A 20,771-nucleotide genomic window follows, 5' to 3' on the forward strand; every position below is an offset into this window, starting at 1 on the left:
GTGAGATCCTACAGGGATTTCGTGTCCGGCTAAGCTGCCCGACAGACATCAAAGGCCACGCAAGCCTGCCCTACCCCTCTTTCAATAAATGCTCCGCCAACATGTCCGCTACCCGCGCCGGTGAGCGTTTTTCCGCCTGAGCATGCGCATATACCTCGGTCAATCGATGACCGATGCGAGAAAGATGAGCCGTGATGGTCCCCAGATTTTCACCTTGGTGCTGCAAAGCAACGTAAATAAGCCCGCCAGAATTAATCACATAATCCGGTGCGTAAAGAATGCCGCGGCTCTCAAGCTGATCGGCGACCTGCAGACTACTAAGCTGATTACTGGCACCACCCGCCACCGCCGCGCAGCGTAATTGCGCTACCGTCTGGCTGTTAAGCACGCCGCCAAGGCCACAGGGCGCAAGAATATCGCAGGGCGTGCTGAGCAACGCTTCACAGGCAATGGGATGAGCACCGAACTGCTCCATGGCCAACTGCACACGGCCCTGATCAAGGTCACTGACCAACAGGTCTGCTCCCGCGGCATGCAACTGCTCGGCTAGCGCATAGCCCACATTCCCCAGGCCTTGTATGGCCACACGCAAGCCTTCCAGATTGTCGCTGCCCAAGCGGGCCATTGCCGTGGTTCGAATGCCGGTAAAAACGCCCATGGCCGTGTGCGCAGACGGATCACCCGATTCGCTGGTGCTGGTCACGTGTCGGGTATGTTGAGCAATGCAATCCATGTCAACGCTGGAGGTGCCGCTGTCCAGGGCGGTGATATAACGCCCGTTGAGACTTTCAATAAAACGGCCGAACGACTCAAAGAGCGCCGCACGATTGGGAAGATGTGCCGGACGCATGATCACGGCTTTTCCACCGCCCAACGGCAGACCGGCGAGTACGGCCTTGTAGCTCATGCTTCGAGCGAGGCGGATGGCGTCTTCGATGGCGCTCTCTTCATCCGGGTAAGAAAGATAGCGACAGCCCCCCAGGGCCGCTCCTTTCCGACAATTATCAATGGCGATCACTGCTTTCAGGCCGGTTTCCGGGTCGACGACCAAATGCAGCGACTCGACACGTGATGTATGCATGAGTGCGAACATCTACGGTGCTCCGGTATGTTTTTATGAACCGAGTATAGGCGTTTCGAAAAAAAATGACCGACCGCTCGATACATGGAATGAAACATATTCACGGGGCTATTTGGCGCTGGACGAAAAGCATCAGTGGGTCTAAAACAGGTCATGACTGCCAAGGTCTGCTCGGAGAGCGACATGACACCACGCCAACACTGCCTGGCTTGCCTGCAACGAACACCGTGCGATGTTTTCGAAGCGGCGCTGTGGATATCCGCCGAGCATGATCAGCAGTTCACGCCCGAACTGGCGCTCAACTGCATGGATGACCTGTTGCGACAGGTCAGAGCCGCCCTGCCGGATTTACCCGTCTCGGAGCTTGCTCAGCCCTTACTGCGACAGCTCAATACACTTGGCTTTGCTCAGGACGACTGGAATCCGCCGAAACCGCACTCGGCGTTGTTGCATAAAGTCCTGGAGCGCCGTCGAGGCCAGCCACTCGGCCTGGCGCTAGTGGCGATGGAGCTTGCCAGACGTCTGGATATCAAGCTCGAAGGTGTGAGCTTCCCGGGGCATTTTCTGCTGCGGGTACCGGGTGCCGATCATCTGCTGGACCCCTGCGGCGGCCGCAGGCTTTATCCCAAAGACTGTCGTGAGTTGCTGGCACGCCAGTTCGGGCCGGACATGTCATTGCGCGCCGAACACATGGCACGAGCCACCGAAGTCAATATGATGCAACGCCTGTCGCGTAACCTGCGACATCTGCACCAGATCAATGATGACTTTCTGGCCGCTCTCAAGGACGCGAATCGGGTGATGGAACTGGGCCCGGCAACCACCGCCGACTATCTGGCCCGCGCCAGCTTGTATCGCACGCTGGAATGTCCCCAGGCCGAGCGTTACGACCTGGAGCATGCCTTGATGTTGAGTGACGACGCCGTTCAGCGCTTGAGACTCACCGAACGATTGGGCCAGTTACCTCATGGAAGGGCGATTCATTAAGCAAACCCGGGATGTGATTTGCGCAACGCCCATCCCAATGCTTTGTACCCCAGACCAGCGCTCGATTGTGCGAGGTCTTTTGCACCCGAAGCGCCAAGCACCAGGCCAAAGACGCCCCAGACATAATACGGACTCGCTGCGGCACGATCCCCATCAAGATAAGCCAGGTATCCCCGGGCAAGGCCAATGGAGGTATTGAGCAAGCTCCACGCCAGCGCAGCAGGCGGAAATGGAAGCAGCAGAATCGTGCCAGTCCACTTAACCAGTGTGTAAAGGTTTTCAGCGAAGGTCTCTGCCTTGCTGAGTGATTGTTCATCAACGTCCTGGATCATGCGCTGGATCATGGCGTCATGCAGGGTCTGCAAGTCACTAACCTCGTCATTGGTTCCAATGGTCAGCGACTTGAGCGCCAGCTGTGGATTTTTAACCAGTGCCGAAAAGAACGTGCCGATAGTAGGCTGATCTTTATAACTGACCCGATTGTAATAATAAGTATCCATCCCTGGAGAGCTCAGGGTGGAAATAAAAATACCGTAATTTCTGAAACGAATGCCGTCGGGCGCGTCAGGCGTATAAATCAGATTGTAATCGGCGTCATCGGTGCCATTGGTTTTAAAAGCGAACACCCCCTCGATCAAGCGTCCGTTGAGGTACAACTGGTTGAGCGAACTGTTACCTGAACCTGACGTCCCATTCCGACCAGAGTGATCCGGATAGACCGTCGCAAGCAGGCTTACAGCCCATTGATACTGCGCCTCGGTGAACCCTTTCTCCAGATAAGTGATGAGCACGTCACGCCGCATTTGATAAAAACTTCGTTGAGCAAATAGCGCCCTCCTCTTCGCATGCTCCGGATGCTGTCGGTCGCTGTAGTCTTCCTTGAGTATATCGATGTATCGCTCGCCAAGCGGCGCGTTCAGCACTTCTCTTATAACCGGCATGGACAACTCTGAAAGATCCTGCCCTATGGAAGAATACATGGGCGCTTGCTCATCCAGAGTGTAGATAAAGTCATTCATGAGCAACTGAGTCAGGGAGACCAGATCAGTGTGAGGGCCAAAATCAGGTTGAAGCCTTCGAGTGCGGCTACTCAAATCGAAATAAACCGTATCCGTATTGACGATCAGCTCGACCCCCTTTCTTTTCAAAACATTTGAGATGTATATCTCTCCCGAGAGACGGGCAAAATGACGATAGGAAATAAGCTGCATACTGTTTTTATAGCGTTTCTGCAGAAACTCGATCCGAGCTTCGCATAACGCCAACTGTCGGCGATATTTATAGGATGAGCTATTCCGTTCGCCCCCGACGACCCTGGGTAGTTCGGCCAATTGATAATCAAGTTTCTTGTTTATCAAGGCGGACATAATGCCCTGGAAGTCTGGCTCCGGCGTGGCAACAGAGCGCACATTCTCTTCCTTCCACAAGGTAGGCTTCTGACTGACGGCTTGCATAAAAGCGGCAATGGCATCCTGAAAAACGGGCGCAGATTGAGCGACTAGATACTCCCGGCCACTGGGCGTGGCGGACCATTTCGCCACTTCATGGTAGAGGTGACGCCAACTGCGAAACTCGATCATATCGCGCCCACCAGGCGCTCCGGGTGCGTAAAGCACATAGTGCTGATTCGTGCTGGTTTCTTCGCTGAACACAATGACATCGCGCAGCTGATTCCCCATCCTCCCGACTTCCAGCGCTACGGTTTTACGCGTAGCGCCTTGCTCTTGACGATCCCCCCGCAGCGCCCAGACCAGTTCCACGCTCTTGTCCGAAATATGGTGCTGTAGTTTTGCTGCCCAGGTACTCAGCGCCAGTCCACTGTCACGTTGATGCAACAGCGCTCGCTGGGTATCAGGTTGACGGTAACAAGCCTCAAGCGCTTGCCGGTACCGATGTCGCAAATCCAGATCAGCGATGAGCTCTTTGACAAACTCAAAGGTAAACTCCGGGTGACTGCTACCCCACGGCATCTCCACACGGGCGTCAGCTTCGGCAGCAATCAATGGCAGGCCATTCAACGCATATTCAAACAACGATTTGCGATAAACGGGACTCAAATCGCCTATCGGGGAAGACCATTGATCTTTCAATAAGATGAATACTTTTCGAGTGTCCACGCGGTAACCAAGATGCTGCCGAATATAGTCATCGATTTTCAGTAACGCATAGTCCTCCAGCGACTCCAGGCCCGCAAATAATCGGCTTGCCGCTTGAGCACGGCTACGGTATTCGCTGTCGAATACGTCGTAGTCAGCCTTTTCATTATCACTGGAGTGCTTCAACCAGCGTGGCGTATTCAAGACTTGCAGGCGCTGCATGTGCGAGTGAAAACTTAGCCGCCGCGACTCGTCGAGAGAGGCGAAAGTCTGAGACGTGTTTACCGCGTTAAGAAATCCCGAAACACTTTCGCCAGCGCTGCTCTTGATCAGAAAGTGAAGATCCTCCACTTGCTTGACCCGCAATGCCTTGACCAGACTGCTCACCAAATCAGAGGTCGGGCTGTACTGAACCTCAATGTCCGAGACCTCCGAAAACAGGTCGGCTTGTGACAGTAAAAGGTCTTCGAGCAAGGCGCTACGCGATCCTGGATCGGAGAATCGTTCGAGAAGTTTTTCGCTGAGCAATGCAAACGAGCTGAATTTTTCTACGCCGTGTCTGGCGGAGAGTAAAAACACTGACCCCAACCTGCTTGCCGGACTTGGCGTTTCGTAGGCCTGAGGTGTGAGGTTGATAACGAAAGTACTGTGCAACAAAGCAGGTGTATGACCCGGTTTGACCAATGAAACACGGTGTAGGCCTTCAGCCACGGGATTATTAAGTATCCACTCCAGCCGGGCTTTGTCCTGTTCGTCCAGATTGCCGTTAAGGTGGCTTATCTCCATCTCACTAAGAAATGCCGTGCCCTGCAGAGAAGCCCAATGCTTTTGACGTGTAATACGCTGCCCCGCAGAATCCGGATCTTTTATACCCTCCGACCAAAAGTCATCCAGCAGATGCAGATAGTGGTCAGACAGCCGCTCGCGGGTATAAGTGAATATTGCCTTGAGCCCCTCACCGCCGATGTTCCTTGCCAGAAATGCCTCATCCACTGTGTCGTGGCGGGTATACAGCGCAACGACATCACTGTGAGATGCATCCATGCCTTCAATAAGTGCTTGAATCATCCCGTCCGTGAGAGAGATCGAACGCAACAACGAACCGTCCGTGGTTCGTTCATTGAGGAACAAGATGTCAGGGTTGTAATCGACTCCGGCCTTGAGCAGCGCTGCGCCTATGAGTGTTCGAGCCGCTTGACGCAAGCTGGGCAAAGAAGAAATTAATTCGGCTGCCTGGGCTGAGGCTTCACACAGTCGGCCCAGAGACAGGGATATTTGCGAAGAGGACGAAACAGAACCCGAGGACGTGAAACGCGATGCGACAGAAAGATCATTCATGATATAGCTCCACTAGAGCGGTCACGTCCAAGAGGCATCCAGCCAAATGAAAGAACACGTGAACCGCCGAAAACACGTTCATAAGACGCGTTCGATGGATCTATTTTGCGGTATCTATTGATGTCCCCAAGGACAGAAATTGACGGGAAACGCGAGTTAGCCTGACAGACATTTTACCGGTGGCTGTAAGCAATCCCGTAGCGACCATTGCGTTTACTGCAACACTCCATATCTCGAACCCCTCTTTTTCAGGGTTCAGCGAGTCACTATCATCCGGGCCACGTTGATTTTGAAGCTCCTGGATCTGCGTAATATTTAGCCGCTGCCCGTGCAGCGGCTTTTTTTTCGCCACTACCTGATCGGCTTCAAAGCTTGTTGCTTGGGAATTTCACCTGCATCCTCCCGACGTTTGCGTGTAACGCTGTCGTAGCTGTCGCCCGTGGCACCGAAGTGCTGCAGGCACTTCAATACGTGTACGGCTCGCACATAATCAGGCATCAACAGCTTTGCGTATTTATCGCCTTTAAGAGACTTCGCCTTTATCTCATCAATCTGCGTAACGAAAAACTCCAGCACATTTATTTCTTCATCAGGGTTGGAGGGATTACCGTCTTTATCAAACTCCAGCGCAGCGCGACCTAACAAATCGGCAGTCAGATTATCAATCAAGCCAAATGAATAGAGTTGCTTGCCAACTTTATCGAGACCAGAGGAGCTGATACTTTCCGGATTAAAGCCTTTGAACATCGGTTTTAGCTTGCCTAATTCCATCTTTGTCGTGTTAAGCGCCGTACGATTTTCGCCGATCTCGTCAAGCATTCTACTGACTTCAGCGGCACGATGCCTGACCGCAGGTTGAGTGGGTAATGGTTTAAAAGTTACGGGCGGAAGTTCTGGAATATACCATCGGCTCATGATCATGCTCCTGCAATGAAAGTTCCTGTATCGAGGAGCATATCGGTGCCTGACACGCAGACTTTATAGGGTATGGACTGCAGATTTAAAATCCAGAGAAGTACTACACTTGAAGTGGAAAAGCCTTACACAGCATCAATATATTTCAGACAACTTATTAATAAAATAGGAAATATCACCATTGTAAGCTCTCATCCTTTTACCCCATAACAACATCACTTTAATAATGGATTAAAACGCAGACCTGGTAGGAGCCAACTTGTTGGCGAAGCGTAATTTCTGACGATGCAGGTCCGACGTCTCGCCAACAAGTTGGCTCCTACCAGGGTCACCCGCTTGCTTCGCTACAGCGGTGTGTCATGTACATCGGGGCAGCTCTCATCAAACATCACTTCAATAATGGATCAAAACGCAGACCTGGTAGGAGCCAACTTGTTGGCGAAGCGTAATTTCTGACGATGCAGGTCCGACGTCTCGCCAACAAGTTGGCTCCTACCAGGGTCACCCGTTTCCTTAACGAAAGCGAGGTGTCAGGGACATCGGGGCAGCTTGTACAGATCCATTGCTCCGCAAGAGCGCCTTTCGCAACTCAATTAGCACCACTCATACTGCATATTTCTGCAAATGAGCCATCATTTCTTTAAGCGCCTCGACGTTGTCCTGCGGATGGACCGCTTCATTGAAGTCACTGATAACTTGCCATTGAGCTGCGACGTCCTCCGGGCTGAAGCCGGCACGGGGATCGAAGCCCGCACCAAGACTGCGTTCCCAGCGAACCTTGCCGATCCAGCCGCCACCCACTTCGAATAAACCTGCGGTGTCCTGACACGCTTCGCTGCCCAGATACACCACCAACGGGCTGACCAGTTCCGGCTTGAGCAGTTCGAACACGTCAGGCGGGAGCAGCCCTTCGGTCATGCGGGTTCCGCCGGTGGGAGCGATAGCGTTGACCAATATATTGTTTTTACGTCCCTCCAGCGCCAGGGTACGAGTCAACCCATAAAGGCCTAACTTGGCCATCGCATAATTGGACTGGCCAAAGTTGCCGTAAATACCGGAAGTGGATGAGGTGAAAATCACCCTGCCGTAATTCTGCTCACGCAGGTGCGGCCAGGCGGCATGGGTCACTTTGTAAGCGCCTTCCACATGAACACGGTAAACCAGATCCCAGTCGGCGTCATCCATCTTCGCAAAGGACTTGTCGCGCAAGATACCGGCGTTGTTCACCAGCACATCAACACGTCCAAAAGCGTCCAGAGCGTTCTGGACGATTTTGTCGCCGTCGGTCACCGAGTCATGATTGGCGACAGCGATACCGCCCGCCTCACGAATTTCGGCTACAACGCGGTCGGCTGCCGAAGCATTGGCACCCTCGCCGTGCGCCGAACCACCAAGGTCGTTGACCACCACCCGCGCACCGTAGCGCGCGAACAACAGAGCATGAGCACGGCCAAGGCCGCCGCCTGCCCCCGTGACAATGACGACCTTGTCTTCATAATGAATGGCATGACTCATGATTGACTCCGGCAAAGGATTGCAAGAGACCAGTGTCATCCACCCATGCGGCAGTCACAATCAACACAATCGATGCTGAATAGTGCGCGATAACGGAGCGGGATAATTTAGAAGTCCCGCACGCAGTGTCAGGCGCGCAACCGCTCGATCAGCGTAGCCAGCCAAGGTTCGGCGTCGGTCTCCGGAGTGACGCTTTCACTGCCATCCAGACGCAGCATTTCCTGGACTTCATTCACACCCAGCTCGGCAAACAGCTCACGAATCAGCTCGCCCCCGCCACAGAAAGTGTCGCCATAGCTGGCGTCGCCCAACGCGATCACTGCGCCCGGCAGACCGCGCCAGGCAGCTGGCAATACGTCGCGAATCTGCGAATAAATAGCCTGAATGTTATCGGGCAGCTCGCCCATACCGGTGGTCGATGTCACGCCCAGTAGCGCTTGCGGCTCAAAGGCCTGAAGCTCGGCCAAGGTCACGCGAGGGTTGTGCAAGACTTCAAAACCAGCGTCACGCAGGATCTTCCCGGCATGACGAGCGACTTCTTCAGCCGATCCGTAGACCGAACCGGAAATAATGGCGACTTTCATGAATCATCCTGTAGCAACGTAAAAAACGTTTGGCATTATGCCCCAAGTGGCCTCATGACCTAGAATGCGGACTTTGCTTCTTCGCTCCGGATACTTTCATGATCAACGCAAAACTGCTGCAGCTAGTAGTTGACGCCTCCAACGACGGTATCGTCGTCGCCGAGCAGGAAGGTGAGGACAATATCCTCATTTATGCCAACAAGGCATTCGAAACCCTGACGGGCTATGCCGTCGACGACATTCTGTATCAGGATTGCCGTTTCCTGCAGGGTGACGACCGCCATCAGGCGGCGCTGGACCATATTCGCGAAGCGTTGATCAACAAACAGCCGTGCCGCCAGATCGTGCGCAATTACCGCAAGGATGGCAGCCTGTTCTGGAATGAACTGTCGATCACGCCCGTGTTCAATGAAGCTGATCAGCTGACTTATTTCATCGGTATCCAGAAAAACGTCACGCAGCAGATCGAAGCCGAACAGCGAGTGCTGCAGCTGGAAGCGGAGCTGAAACTGGCACGCGAAGAAATAGATTCATTGAAAAGTTGACGAATGGATGTAACAAAACGTTGAATTAAAGGTCTGCTTCCTCAATAACGGGTTCCTTCGAGCTCCATCATGCCCCACGAAACGCTACTCACTCAGGCTGAGCTGGATTTCATCCAGAGCATGCAGCACAACCCCAAGCTGAACGTGCGCGATGCGACACGTAGCCTGACTGTGAACGGCGGAAGGCAAATTCAGGATTTGCTGACACGTCTGGCTGCTCATGAGCAAGTCACGATCCAGGCGCAGTTCGATAACCAGCAAATGACTTTCCCGCTGCACCTGGTGGAAGACGAATTTCACGCGCTGCATCTGGAACTGGGCGCACCGTCTATCTTCGAGGAAGGGCCACGCATCCGTCCATGGCGTCTGACGCTGCCGGAACCGGTAGCGCTGGAGACAGAGAAAGGCGCACAGACCGCGCTGTGGGTGCATGAGATTTCGTTCAAAGGCGTGCTACTGGAACACCGCAAGACCACGCGGCCTCCCAAGCTCTTCAACGCCTGGTTCGTTCCACCAGGGCACGCGCCGATTTCCATGCGAGGCGCTTTCGAGCGTCTTACCGAGTCAGGTCTGGCGGCTTACCGGTTGAGCGACCGGAACAAGGAAGACACTGAACGTCTGCGTCAGTACATCCTGCAACAGCATCGCAAGATGTACCCGACGATGCACCGCGGTTAAGCCTCACCCTCAGCTATCAAGACGCCCCTTCAGAAACAATTGCAGACCACGCTGCATGGCAAGCCCCTCGCTGCCGATGCAGGCAACCGGCGAGCCGTCCAGCGCTTCCCGAGCAAGATCCGCCCCTTCGCCCGCCAACAGCAGCGGACAATCCAGTGCCAGCGAGAGACGCTTCAGACGACGAGAAAAGTCCGGGGCTGGCGGATGATTGCTGTAGAGCACCACGGCAACGGGCTCGACCTTGCCGCACACCAGTGTCAGCTCTTCCAGTGGCTGCCCCAGGGCCAGCACTTGAATGTCCAGATCCGGGCTGCCAATCAATAGCCCGGCAACCCACAGCTCCAGTTCCCGGCACTGCTCAGGCACGGCAGCGAGAATGACCTTGTGCGCTGCCGAGCCACGAGCGAACTGCAGGCGCTGCGATGCTCGTGCACGCAGGAAGCTGTCCAGAAACAGCCACTCACTGGCCTGACCGAACTGATCATGATGCAGAAGCAACTCTCTCCAGACCGGCAGAAACACGTCTTCGAACACCACCGTCAGCGGATAAGTCGAGAAGACCCGGCCATAGAGTTGCTCAAGGCGCGCGTCATCAAACGTCCCTACTGCCTGTTTTATCTGCTGCTGCAATTGCGCCCAGTCACCGGGCAGAACATCGCTGTCGAGTGCCGATGCCTGTAGCCGAACGTCATTGGTCTTCTCCAGAATCTTGCCGACTTTGCTCACTGCGACGCCGCGCTCGATCCAGCCAAGGATACTGCGCACTTCGTCGATATCGGCCTGTGAGTAAAGACGATGCCCGCTTTCTGTGCGAGTTGGCTGAATCAGACCGTAGCGCCGCTCCCAGGCACGCAAGGTGACCGGGTTGATGCCCGTGATACGGGACACTTCGCGAATGGGGAAGAGTTCTTCTTGCTTTAGACCGGAGCAAGGGTCCAGGCCAGTAGCGGATTCAGTCATGACGAGGATCGCTTGAAAACAATCGGCGCATTGTACGCCTGCACCGGGCTTATTTCGCAAAAACAGGGCCCAATACGGCTATTCGTCAGGGAATTACTGCCGCCCTATAGCTTATTCAAGGATTTCAGGAATAATCCTTGCTTGCTTGAACAACGAAGCTGACGCCGCCCACCACCCCGGAGCTGCGTCATGTGACTTCCTTACCCGGGAATCTCACTCGTTTATCGGAGATACATAATGTCTACCACTCCTGTCACCCTGCTGGTTGCGCGCCGCGTTGCCCATGGCCGCTATCAGGAACTGATCGCCTGGCTGCATGAAGGCGAAAGACTGGCCACCGATTTTCCCGGTTATCTGGGCTCAGGCGTGCTCGCGCCGCCACCCGGAGACGACGAATTCCAGATTATTTTCCGCTTTGCCGACGCTGAAACCATGCACGCCTGGGAGCATTCCGCCTCCCGAAGCTCCTGGTTGGTGCGTGGCAGCGGCCTGTTTGCACAACCTTCAGAGCATCGCGTCAGCGGGATCGACGGCTGGTTCGGCGCAGCTGGCCAACGCCCACCACGCTGGAAGCAGGCCGTAGCCATCTGGCTGGCATTCTTTCCGGTGTCGCTGCTGTTCAACTTCGTACTCGGCCCGTTGCTCAATGACTGGCAATTGGTACCACGCATCATGATCAGCACAATGATCCTCACGCCGCTGATGGTCTTCTGGTTCATCCCGCTGTCGACCCATCTGCTGGCCGGCTGGCTGAATCCGGAACCTGCCCCTGGCCGATCAGGCTCTGAGTCTGTGCGCAGCAATTGAATCAAGCTGGCCCGGAAGCGTTGAGCTGCCGGGTCCGGAGCACCCCCGCCGCAACAAACTTCGGTATGCTATGCGCTCTCGTGACGACACCACTGAACGCATGCCAAACAGTTGCTAATGAATAATCCAATCCTGATTACCGGGGCCAGTCAGCGGGTCGGGCTTGAACTGGCTATCGAACTGGCCAAAGCGGGCCATTTTGTAGTCAACGCCAGCCGCAGCATTGCGCACACCCCTGCACACCCGAACATAGTTTCGTTTCAGACGGACCTGCTGCTTGCAGAAGACCGGATGGCACTTGTCGGCTATCTGAAAGCCAATTACACCGGCCTTCGTGCCGTGATTCATAACGCATCACTTTGGCTTGATGACAGCGTCGACAACCTGAACACCATGTTCAAGCTGCACATGGAAGCGCCCTATCACTTGAACCATGAGTTGGCACCACTGCTGGCCATGAGCGAGAAGTCGGACATCATCCATATCTGCGACGAAACCTCATCGCGAGGCAGTAAAAGCCATATCGCCTACGCAGCGACGAAAGCTGCACTGCAGAACATGGTTCTGTCGTTCGCCGAAAAGCTCGCGCCTGATATCCGGGTCAACGCCGTCTTGCCGGGCCTGCTGATCCTCAAGGAAAACAGCGATGAGGCCTATCGCAGCCAGACACTTAAAAAAGCCTTGCTCGAGTTCGAACCCGGCTCCAGGCCTTTGATCGATGCGGTGTTCTATCTGCTCAATACGCAATACAGCACTGGAAGCAGCGTGGTCGTTAATGGCGGCCGGCATCTCAAGAAAGGGATTTGAAAACGCGCTTCAAATCCCTCATGTTGGCGGGGCTATCATGCTTCGCCTCCCCCCATTGAAAGTGGCAGGAATGATATGACTGACCAACAACGCCTTGAACTCGAAGCAGCGGCCTTTCGCAGGCTCGTTGCGCATCTGGACAGCCGCAAGGATGTGCAGAATATCGATTTGATGAACCTGTCCGGCTTCTGCCGTAATTGCCTGTCCAAGTGGTACAAGGCAGCCGCCGACGAGAAACACATTGAGGTCAGCCTCGATGAGGCTCGCGAAGTGGTTTACGGCATGCCGTATAGCGAGTGGAAAGCCCAATACCAGAAAGAAGCCAGCGTCGAGCAGCAAGCGACGTTTGCCAAGGAAACCAAGCATGACTGATCTGAATACACTGCGCGCCAGCCTTGAAAGCGGTGAGCATCTCTTCGCTGACACCCTGGCATTCATCGCCGCTGGCTATGATTACCAGCCACAGGCGTTTACCAACGGCGGCGTGGAAAACGCTGCTGGCCAGAACGAAGGCTCATGCAAGACATTGGGCCTGGCGCTGCTGGAAGGCCTGAGCGACGAACAGGCGCTATTGGCTTTTGGCGAACATTATCGTTCGGTTGTCGCTACGCCAGACGGCAGCGATCACGGCAATATCCGTGCACTGATCGCCAATGGGTTGGCGGGCGTGAAGTTCGCGGACGAGCCGCTGACGCGCAAGGCTTGAGCCTGCAGGATCAAAAACAAGATAAGTATATGAATTGAAACGCTTTCCTGTAGGAGTGAGCTTGCTCGCGATAGCGGTAGATCTGTAGAGAAATGATCGTCTGACCTAACGCTATCGCGAGCAAGCTCACTCCTACAGAATTAAGTGTTTTCTCCACCGACAGCGCTGTATCAAGGAGATCGCGGGACCCCATGCGGGAGTTTCGCGTCAAAAAAAACCGGCCTGGGCCGGTTTTTTTATTGCTGCTGAACAGCCGCTATCAGAACGAAGCGTTCGCCAGGCCGTCCAGATACCGCTCGGTATCCAGTGCAGCCATGCAGCCTGCGCCAGCCGAAGTGATGGCCTGGCGGTAAACGTGGTCAGCCACGTCGCCTGCCGCAAACACACCCTCAACGCTGGTTGCAGTGGCATTGCCTTCACGGCCGCCCTGCACAACCATGTAACCGTCTTTCAACGCCAGCTGGCCTTCGAACAGCGAGGTGTTTGGCGTGTGGCCGATGGCGATGAACACACCGTCCACTTTCAGCTCGGAGGAGCTGCCATCGTTGTTTTTCAGACGTGCGCCGGTCACACCCATGTTATCGCCCAGCACTTCGTCCAGTGTGGCGTTCAGCTTGAGCTCGATCTTGCCTTCGGCAACCCGGGCATGCAGCTTGTCGATCAGGATCTTCTCGGCGCGGAAGGTCTCGCGACGGTGAACCAGAGTCACTTTGCTGGCGATGTTAGCCAGATACAGCGCTTCTTCAACAGCGGTGTTGCCACCGCCCACTACCGCCACTTCACGGTTACGGTAGAAGAAACCGTCGCAGGTTGCGCAGGCCGAAACACCTTTGCCCATGAAGGCTTCTTCAGAAGGCAGGCCCAAGTAGCGAGCGCTGGCACCGGTAGCAATGATCAAAGCATCGCAGGTGTAGGTGCCGCTGTCGCCTTTCAGGCTGAACGGCTTGCCAGCCAGGTCCACAGCATTGATGTGGTCGAAGACGATTTCAGTCTCGAAACGCTCAGCGTGTTCACGCATACGCTCCATCAACACCGGGCCGGTCAAACCATGCGGATCGCCAGGCCAGTTATCAACCTCGGTGGTAGTGGTCAATTGACCGCCAGCCTGCATGCCGGTGATCAGCAAAGGCTTGAGATTGGCACGCGCGGCATACACCGCAGCGCTGTAACCGGCAGGGCCAGAGCCGAGAATGATTACCCGGGAATGACGTACATCAGACATGACAGACTCCTATCGACCGACCATTGACGCCGTGGTCGTACCGGCTGGAATAAAAAGGATCACCGATAAGCACTTGGGGAAGGCTCAGAAACACGGCAATCCTGAAAAAATTGAGGCTGCGACCAAAGCCGCAGCGACGTGTTACAGGCTAGTAGCGTTTTCGGCCAGGTAATCAGCAACGCCTTTTGCGTCAGCTTTCATGCCTTTTTGACCTGGACGCCAGCCCGCTGGACAAACTTCGCCGTGCTCTTCAGTGAACTGCAGCGCTTCAACCAGACGGATCATGTCTTCAACGTCACGACCCAATGGCAGGTTGTTCACCACCTGGTGTTGAACAACGCCTTCACGGTCGATCAGGAACGAAGCACGGAGTGCTACGCCGGCATCATGCTCGATACCGTAAGCGCGGGTGATCTCGTGCTTGACGTCAGCAACCATGGTGAATTCGACTTCGCCGATGCCGCCCTTTTCTACCGGGGTGCTGCGCCATGCGTAGTGAGTGAACTGCGAGTCGATGGAAACACCTACCACTTCAACACCCAGCTCGCGGAACTTAGCGATGCGGTTGTTATGGGCGATGATTTCCGAAGGGCAAACGAAGGTGAAATCCAGAGGCCAGAAAAACAGCACAACGTATTTGCCACGCAGCGAGGACAGTTTGAAGCTGTCAACGATGGAGCCGTCGCCCAGCACTGCTGCTGAATCGAAATCCGGTGCCTGTTTGTTTACCAGTACGCTCATGATGTCTCCTTGGAGGATCAAATTTGAAAGGGATAGGTTGAGAAATTGATGGCCAGCCTATCGGGGCTGCAAAGATTAAGGAAATATCGTTTCACAATCCACCTCATAGGCAATCCCTATTCCGATAAGCCCTTTATTCAAGCCGTTGGACAAATTTTACGCTCATGGGTTTATTACTGCGAATGTCCATCTTCCCAGGCCCAAACATAACTGTAGGACCGGCTTTAGCCGGGAGAGGGCCAGCGCATTCGGCGCAAATGCAGCGTCTGGAATTACGACCTCGCGGCTGAAGCCGCTCCTACGCAGACTGTGTGAAAACGTAGCGAGCGACGGCAAGACAAGGCAAAAACAGGCGAAAAAGCGGAGTCTAGGTGTTCTAAATGAGCATTTTTCGCCTGTTTTTAACGCAGTATTGCCGAGCGCAGTAGTTTTCACACAGTCTGTACGGGCACGCACAATTTGGCGGTCTGAAGCCGGTCCCAACGCGCCAACACCGCTTTCACCCGTCAGGCAAAGCCGGTAATGTCGGCGGGTTTTCCATCATTCGGAGGCTGCCATGCCTGCTCCCGCTCTCTCGGGCCCGCAATATCTGCGTGAAGGCCTGAAACTGGTGCTCAGCCCAGGCCTGCGTCTTTTTGTGCTGCTGCCCCTGACCATCAACTTGTTGCTGTTCGGTGGCCTTATCTATCTGGCCATGCATCAGTTCAGCATGTGGGTCGATACGCTCATGCCCGAACTGCCAGGCTGGCTGAGCTTCCTTAGCTATATTCTCTGGCCACTGTTCGTCGCTCTGGTGATATTCATGGTGTTCTTCACCTTCACCATGCTCGCCAACATCATCGCCGCGCCATTTAATGGCTTCCTTTCGGAAAAGGTGGAAGTGGTCGTCCGCGGCACTGATGACTTTCCACCCTTCAGTTGGGGTGAACTGATTGTCATGGTGCCACGCACCTTTGGCCGGGAAATGCGCAAATTGGGCTACTTCCTGCCTCGCGCCATCGCCCTTTTCATTCTGTCGTTCATCCCCGTGGTCAACCTGATTGCCGCGCCGTTGTGGCTGCTGTTCGGGGTCTGGATGATGGCGATCCAGTACATCGACTATCCGGCAGACAACCATAAGCTGGGCTGGAATGAAATGCTCGCGTGGCTGCGCGCCAAACGCTGGCAGAGCCTGAGCTTCGGCGGCATCGTTTATGTCGCGCTGCTGATCCCGGTGATCAACATCCTGATGATGCCGGCGGCTGTCGCTGGCGCGACTTTATTCTGGGTGCGGGAGCGAGGCGAAGAAGCGTTACTGACGCATAAATCCTGAAACTAATAAAAAGGCCCTTGATTGGGCCTTTTTTTTATTATCGCCACAAGAAGTCAAGCTCAACCAAACTTACCGACAATTAATATAAAAAGAAATATCCCACACCTCTATCCAATACTTCCTACAAACACCAAAAACGCCATTAAAACCTGCCCGGCAAACCATTGCCTATTAATGGCAAACACCTGCCGACTTCCTACAAAACTCTTTCTGTAGGAAGTTTACGTAGGAGCATAACTCCGTTTTCCATCTCGCCTTATTTCATTAACAGTTGCAACCACTCTATTTCCTACACGAAAGAATCTGGCACTCCTGTTGCTATGAGAGTTATAAAACAAGGAGTGAGCAAAACATGGAAATCAAGGCAAATCCCGTCCACCCCAATGCTGCAACCGCGCCAAAGAAAAACCCACAGGCCGACTCCACAGGGTTCGCGAAAATCCTGAATAACATGACCCAACCAAAACCCGCTCAAAAAATCGAAGCACAGCCCGCCGCATTGTGCCGCCAGATCAAACCGCGTTCACACCTGCAACTGACCAGTCTCAACCCAGTAGGCACCCTGCACAAGCCAAAGCCTGCGGCGCTGGAAACAATCGGCGAGTCGCGGATTTTACCGTTTGTTTTATCGACTACACGCTAGACATGCGGATCAGGAGCAGCAATGAACATCAACAATCCAGGATATATCGAACGGCGGCCTGTCTCTGACAGACTTAATGAAAGTATCAAACCAACCAACAGGTTTTCACAACAAAACAAACACAGTCTTGAAGAACCTCCATTCGCAAGAACACTTAAAGAAAAAACAGGCTCAGTGGAAACCCCGGTCTACGCTCGGAGCGCCTCCACAAAAACGGAATGCAACCGCTTGATGAATGAAATTTTGTCAAATCCTGAAGTCGCCGACATGCGGGTAAGGGGTTACGCCCATGAATCACTCGGTGTAGTGGCCTACAGCATCGCGGAATACCCCATTCTCAGGCTTGTAACTACAGGAGAAATTTATACGCCAGAAGTACAAGCAGAATACGATAGCATCTGGAAAGAATGGCAATACGGCCGACTATCACTTTATGAAACAGAGCTTTCCAAAGGTACTCCAGCGGCGGAAATACTCAAAAAACTATGGCAGTACAATGACACAATGCCTGCTGATTTTCTAAAGCGTGCGGGCTGGTGACAGAAACATAAAGGGCTGGGCTGACACACTCATCAGCCCACCCTCCAGCATCAGTATCTCTCTACCATTGAACAGTCAACGAACCCTGCAAGGTGCGAATCGGGAAAAACGGACTGCGATATGCCCTGATATTAAAATAGAATGGAAATTCAGCGTAATAGCTATTAAATACTGAAGTAGAGCCAGACGGTCGGTTAGTCACATCAAGGCATTGGTTGGTAACCATTTGGCATAGCTCAACCGTGACCGGTTGCGAGCGCCCTTGATTCACCCAGCTCCAGCTAACATTCCTCGCCCTGACCGCCACCGGGGGAGCCGGTGCGTAGGGTACATTAAATCTATATGTCTGATTTTTAACTTCAATATTGGGTAAGCTGAATGTCGAATGATATTCATCTGCAAACGACAGTTCGGCCATCATTGCCATACAAAAAACCAACCCAATACATATGCATTTACTTTTCATTAAACTATATCCTTATCACAAAGGCCACTGAAAAAGCTTTCCAAGCCAGCACCTCTGTTTTCAAATTTTAATGCGACCAGAGATCGCAGACATGTCTAAACTAGACAAAACTCACTTTACGCAAGAAAACCCTGAACCTTATAGACATATGTATTACAGCCTCACTTTCAGAGTTCTCCTACAACATCTCTAAAATGTAGGACATGAACTACACGGGCATCACAATGGCTATCAAGTTTTCGTACCATTACACGTCTTCGTCACAAATCCATCACCCCCCCGCCACATAACCGAAATCATTGCAGCCGACACTGGCTGTCATGAGCCAAATTCTTCACATCACGTTAATTACTGAAACCTTCGCCCCCGAGATCAATGGCGTTGCCAATACCCTGGGCCGTTTGTGCGATGGGCTGCGGCTGCGTGGGCACCGGGTCGAGCTGGTGCGGCCTCGTCAGTCTGGCGACGTCGGGCTGGCTGCCGATGATTTGATGCTGTGCCGCGGTTGGCCGATTCCGGGTTATCCGGGGCTGCAATGGGGGCAGTCGTCAATGCACAAGCTGTTGCGCCGTTGGCAGCGACAGCGTCCGGACGTGCTGTATATCGCCACAGAGGGACCGTTAGGGCTGTCTGCCTTGAGGGCGGCGCGACGTCTGGGGATTACCGTGATCAGCGGTTTCCACACCAACTTTGCCCAGTACACCCAGCAATACGGTATGGGCTTCATGAACCGCCTGCTGACTCATTACCTGCGCTGGTTTCACAACCGCTCCAAGATGACCTTGGTACCCAGTGTCAGTCAGAAAATAGCGCTTGAAAGACGGGGCTTCGAACGTATCGAGCTCTTGTCACGCGGGGTGGACAGCGCGCTGTTCCATCCTTCGAAACGCTCACAGCCACTGCGCGAAAGCTGGGGGCTGAACACCGGTGATATCGCCGTATTGCATGTCGGAAGACTCGCGACCGAAAAAAACCTCTGCCTGCTCAATTCCACCTTTGAAGCGCTGCGCAACAAATACCCGCAACGCCAGTTGAAGCTGGTGATTGTAGGTGACGGCCCGCAACGCGCAGCGCTGCAACAGCAACTTCCGGAGGCTATTTTCTGCGGCACTCAGCGCGGAGAAACACTGGCTGAACACTACGCCTCAGGGGATGTGTTTTTGTTCCCGAGCCTGACCGAGACCTTTGGCAACGTTGTGCTGGAGGCGCTGGCTTCGGGGCTGGGTGTCGTGGCGTATGACGAAGCCGCGGCAGGGCAGCATATTCGCCACGGCCATAATGGCGCGCTGGCCATGCCGGGCGACGAGGCCGCGTTCATTGATGCAGCCTGCTGGTTGCTGGAGGACAGCGAAACCTTGCGTCGCGTACGCCTTAATGCGCGGCAGCACGCCAGTCGCCAGGGTTGGGGAGCAATCATTGATCTGTTCGAGCGCAAAATGCTCAGTGCCTGCCCGACACCAGAACCGGCAAAGCCTGAACCGGTCCATGGTGCCGAGCTGAAGCTCAAACGCTAGACCAGCGTCGTCAGCGCATCGCGACTAAAGGGCAGAATGTCTTGCTCACGGCCTTCGCGGACTTTCACGGCCCAATCTGGATCGACCAGTAATGCGCGCCCGACGGCGACCAGATCAAACTCTTCATCGCCAAGACGCTTGAGCAGATTCTCCAGGCTGGCGGGCTGAGCGATCTTGTCGGTGTTGACCATGAACTGCAAGAACTCGCCATCCAGCCCGACGCTGCCCACGGTAATGGTCGGTTTGCCGGTCAGTTTCCTCGTCCAGCCGGCCAGATTAAGGTCCGAGCCTTCGAACTCCGGCTCCCAGAAACGCCGCGTAGAGCAGTGGAAAATATCCACGCCAGCGTCAGACAATGGCTTTAAAAACTCACCAAGCGCCTCAGGCGTTTGCACGAGACGCGCGCTGTAATCCTGCTGCTTCCACTGTGAAAAACGAAAGATGATCGGGTAATCAGGGCCGACCGCGGCTCTGACGGCTTCAATCAATTCAATAGCGAAGCGCGATCTGTTGGCCAGGCTGCCGCCGTACTCGTCGTCACGTTGATTACTGCCCTCCCAGAAAAACTGATCCACCAAGTAGCCATGGGCGCCATGGATTTCTACACCGTCCATGCCGATGGTTTGAGCGTCCTTGGCGGCCTGGGCAAATGCGGCGATGACTTCATCAATGTCCTGCTGGCTCATGCCATGCACCACGACCTGACCATCCTTGAGCTTTTCCATCGGGCCGTAGGCCGGGACGCTGGCATCCGGCTCCGTTCCCAGACGGCGCACGGCACCCACATGCCACAGCTGCGGGACGATCTTGCCGCCTTCGGCATGCACCGCCTCGACCACTTTCCTCCAGCCAGCCAATGGCGCATCACCGAAGAACTGGGGCACGTTCGGGTAACCGTTGGAGGCTTTGTGATTGACGGTGGTGCCTTCAGTGATGATCAGGCCGACACCTGCTGCAGCACGGCGTCGGTAGTATTCGATCACTTTCGAATTGGGGACATGACCGGGCGAGAAGGAACGAGTCATTGGCGCCATGACCACCCGTGACGACAGCTCAAGGCTGCCCAGGTGGAAAGGTTTGAACAGGGCTTTGACCGGCATGCGAGGCTCCTTGGTAATCATTTCGAATCATCAAGGATAGGGCGGGGTTTCAGGCGGGTGACAGCACTATTGATCTGGGTGATTTAGGTTGAGAAGCAGCTGCAGGCTTCCCGTTGGAGGCCACTCTGTGTCCCTGACATTACGCTGTCACGAAGCAAACAAAGAAGCCGTAGGACCGGCTTTAGCCGGGAGGGTTTAGTTCTGACGAAGAACA

At 54.4% G+C, this 20,771-nt stretch carries 20 protein-coding genes; 11 read left to right on the forward strand and 9 right to left on the reverse strand.

Features of this window, described 5'->3' with window-relative positions:
- Window positions 1-70 precede the first annotated feature (70 nt).
- Window positions 71-1,093, reverse strand: a complete 1,023-nt coding sequence (locus AO242_RS22765) for a Glu/Leu/Phe/Val dehydrogenase family protein (RefSeq protein WP_099270453.1) — start codon at window positions 1,091-1,093, stop codon at window positions 71-73.
- A 171-nt stretch (window positions 1,094-1,264) separates the two neighbouring features.
- Here AO242_RS22765 and AO242_RS22770 point away from each other — a divergent pair, with 171 nt between their 5' ends.
- A complete protein-coding gene (locus AO242_RS22770; protein WP_099270454.1) occupies window positions 1,265-2,068 on the forward strand; it encodes a SirB1 family protein in 804 nt (267 codons plus the stop codon).
- Here AO242_RS22770 and AO242_RS22775 read toward each other — a convergent pair.
- The 4 genes from AO242_RS22775 to AO242_RS22795 all read right to left on the reverse strand — a co-directional run bounded on the left by AO242_RS22775 (window position 2,065) and on the right by AO242_RS22795 (window position 8,516).
- Window positions 2,065-5,502, reverse strand: coding sequence for a dermonecrotic toxin domain-containing protein (locus AO242_RS22775; RefSeq protein WP_099270455.1), 3,438 nt, complete (start codon window positions 5,500-5,502; stop codon window positions 2,065-2,067). The genes AO242_RS22770 and AO242_RS22775 overlap by 4 nt on opposite strands.
- Before the next feature lie 351 nt (window positions 5,503-5,853).
- Complete coding sequence (locus tag AO242_RS22785) at window positions 5,854-6,417, reverse strand: hypothetical protein (RefSeq protein ID WP_141562239.1); 564 nt, start codon at window positions 6,415-6,417, stop codon at window positions 5,854-5,856.
- 603 nt (window positions 6,418-7,020) lie between these two features.
- Entirely contained in the window at window positions 7,021-7,932 is a 912-nt protein-coding gene (locus AO242_RS22790) for an SDR family oxidoreductase (protein ID WP_099270458.1), read from the reverse strand.
- Between the two features lie 128 nt (window positions 7,933-8,060).
- Window positions 8,061-8,516 (reverse strand): flavodoxin, encoded by a 456-nt coding sequence (locus tag AO242_RS22795; RefSeq protein ID WP_027899570.1) that lies wholly within the window; start codon window positions 8,514-8,516, stop codon window positions 8,061-8,063.
- Window positions 8,517-8,614: 98 nt separating this feature from the next.
- On the opposite strand from AO242_RS22795, the gene AO242_RS22800 reads away from it, so the two are divergent.
- Together AO242_RS22800 and AO242_RS22805 are read left to right on the forward strand one after the other, a co-directional pair.
- Window positions 8,615-9,061, forward strand: coding sequence for a PAS sensor domain-containing protein (locus AO242_RS22800; protein WP_027899569.1), 447 nt, complete (start codon window positions 8,615-8,617; stop codon window positions 9,059-9,061).
- A 69-nt stretch (window positions 9,062-9,130) separates the two neighbouring features.
- Window positions 9,131-9,739, forward strand: coding sequence for a hypothetical protein (locus AO242_RS22805; protein ID WP_027899568.1), 609 nt, complete (start codon window positions 9,131-9,133; stop codon window positions 9,737-9,739).
- Window positions 9,740-9,748: 9 nt separating this feature from the next.
- Here AO242_RS22805 and AO242_RS22810 read toward each other — a convergent pair whose 3' ends face one another.
- On the reverse strand, window positions 9,749-10,699 hold the full coding sequence (locus tag AO242_RS22810) for a MerR family transcriptional regulator (protein ID WP_099270459.1): 951 nt from the start codon (window positions 10,697-10,699) through the stop codon (window positions 9,749-9,751).
- Between the two features lie 237 nt (window positions 10,700-10,936).
- On the opposite strand from AO242_RS22810, the gene AO242_RS22815 reads away from it, so the two are divergent.
- The 4 genes from AO242_RS22815 (at window position 10,937) to AO242_RS22830 (ending at window position 13,019) form a co-directional block, all read left to right on the forward strand.
- A complete protein-coding gene (locus AO242_RS22815; RefSeq protein ID WP_099270460.1) occupies window positions 10,937-11,506 on the forward strand; it encodes an antibiotic biosynthesis monooxygenase in 570 nt (189 codons plus the stop codon).
- A gap of 117 nt (window positions 11,507-11,623) precedes the next feature.
- Window positions 11,624-12,313, forward strand: coding sequence for a dihydromonapterin reductase (gene folM / locus AO242_RS22820; protein WP_099270461.1), 690 nt, complete (start codon window positions 11,624-11,626; stop codon window positions 12,311-12,313).
- 75 nt (window positions 12,314-12,388) lie between these two features.
- Window positions 12,389-12,685 (forward strand): DUF1244 domain-containing protein, encoded by a 297-nt coding sequence (locus AO242_RS22825; RefSeq protein WP_099270462.1) that lies wholly within the window; start codon window positions 12,389-12,391, stop codon window positions 12,683-12,685.
- Window positions 12,678-13,019 carry a HopJ type III effector protein gene (locus AO242_RS22830; protein WP_099270463.1) on the forward strand — a complete coding sequence of 114 codons (342 nt, stop codon included), beginning with the start codon at window positions 12,678-12,680 and terminating at the stop codon, window positions 13,017-13,019. Before AO242_RS22825 ends, AO242_RS22830 begins: the two co-directional genes overlap by 8 nt.
- Before the next feature lie 259 nt (window positions 13,020-13,278).
- On the opposite strand, the gene trxB is transcribed toward AO242_RS22830, so the two are convergent.
- The gene (gene trxB, locus AO242_RS22835; protein ID WP_099270464.1) at window positions 13,279-14,241 is read right to left on the reverse strand and encodes a thioredoxin-disulfide reductase; all 963 of its coding nucleotides are present in this window, start codon (window positions 14,239-14,241) and stop codon (window positions 13,279-13,281) included.
- 141 nt (window positions 14,242-14,382) lie between these two features.
- Window positions 14,383-14,982 (reverse strand): peroxiredoxin, encoded by a 600-nt coding sequence (locus AO242_RS22840; protein ID WP_027899561.1) that lies wholly within the window; start codon window positions 14,980-14,982, stop codon window positions 14,383-14,385.
- Between the two features lie 556 nt (window positions 14,983-15,538).
- Here AO242_RS22840 and cysZ point away from each other — a divergent pair.
- From cysZ to AO242_RS22865, 4 genes are all read left to right on the forward strand, one after another.
- Window positions 15,539-16,294 carry a sulfate transporter CysZ gene (cysZ, locus tag AO242_RS22850; RefSeq protein WP_099270465.1) on the forward strand — a complete coding sequence of 252 codons (756 nt, stop codon included), beginning with the start codon at window positions 15,539-15,541 and terminating at the stop codon, window positions 16,292-16,294.
- A 352-nt stretch (window positions 16,295-16,646) separates the two neighbouring features.
- Entirely contained in the window at window positions 16,647-16,937 is a 291-nt protein-coding gene (locus tag AO242_RS22855) for a hypothetical protein (protein ID WP_099270466.1), read from the forward strand.
- A gap of 21 nt (window positions 16,938-16,958) precedes the next feature.
- Window positions 16,959-17,477, forward strand: a complete 519-nt coding sequence (locus tag AO242_RS22860) for a hypothetical protein (protein ID WP_099270467.1) — start codon at window positions 16,959-16,961, stop codon at window positions 17,475-17,477.
- Between the two features lie 786 nt (window positions 17,478-18,263).
- Window positions 18,264-19,457 carry a glycosyltransferase family 4 protein gene (locus AO242_RS22865; protein WP_099270468.1) on the forward strand — a complete coding sequence of 398 codons (1,194 nt, stop codon included), beginning with the start codon at window positions 18,264-18,266 and terminating at the stop codon, window positions 19,455-19,457.
- Here the strand turns inward: AO242_RS22865 and AO242_RS22870 are convergent.
- The gene (locus tag AO242_RS22870) at window positions 19,454-20,557 is read right to left on the reverse strand and encodes an NADH:flavin oxidoreductase (RefSeq protein ID WP_099270469.1); all 1,104 of its coding nucleotides are present in this window, start codon (window positions 20,555-20,557) and stop codon (window positions 19,454-19,456) included. The two genes, AO242_RS22865 and AO242_RS22870, sit on opposite strands and share 4 nt — an antisense overlap.
- Window positions 20,558-20,771: the final 214 nt, after the last annotated feature.

Origin of the sequence: Pseudomonas sp. ICMP 561 (genome assembly GCF_002699985.1) — a bacterium.
Classification (GTDB): Bacteria; Pseudomonadota; Gammaproteobacteria; order Pseudomonadales; family Pseudomonadaceae; genus Aquipseudomonas; species Aquipseudomonas quasicaspiana.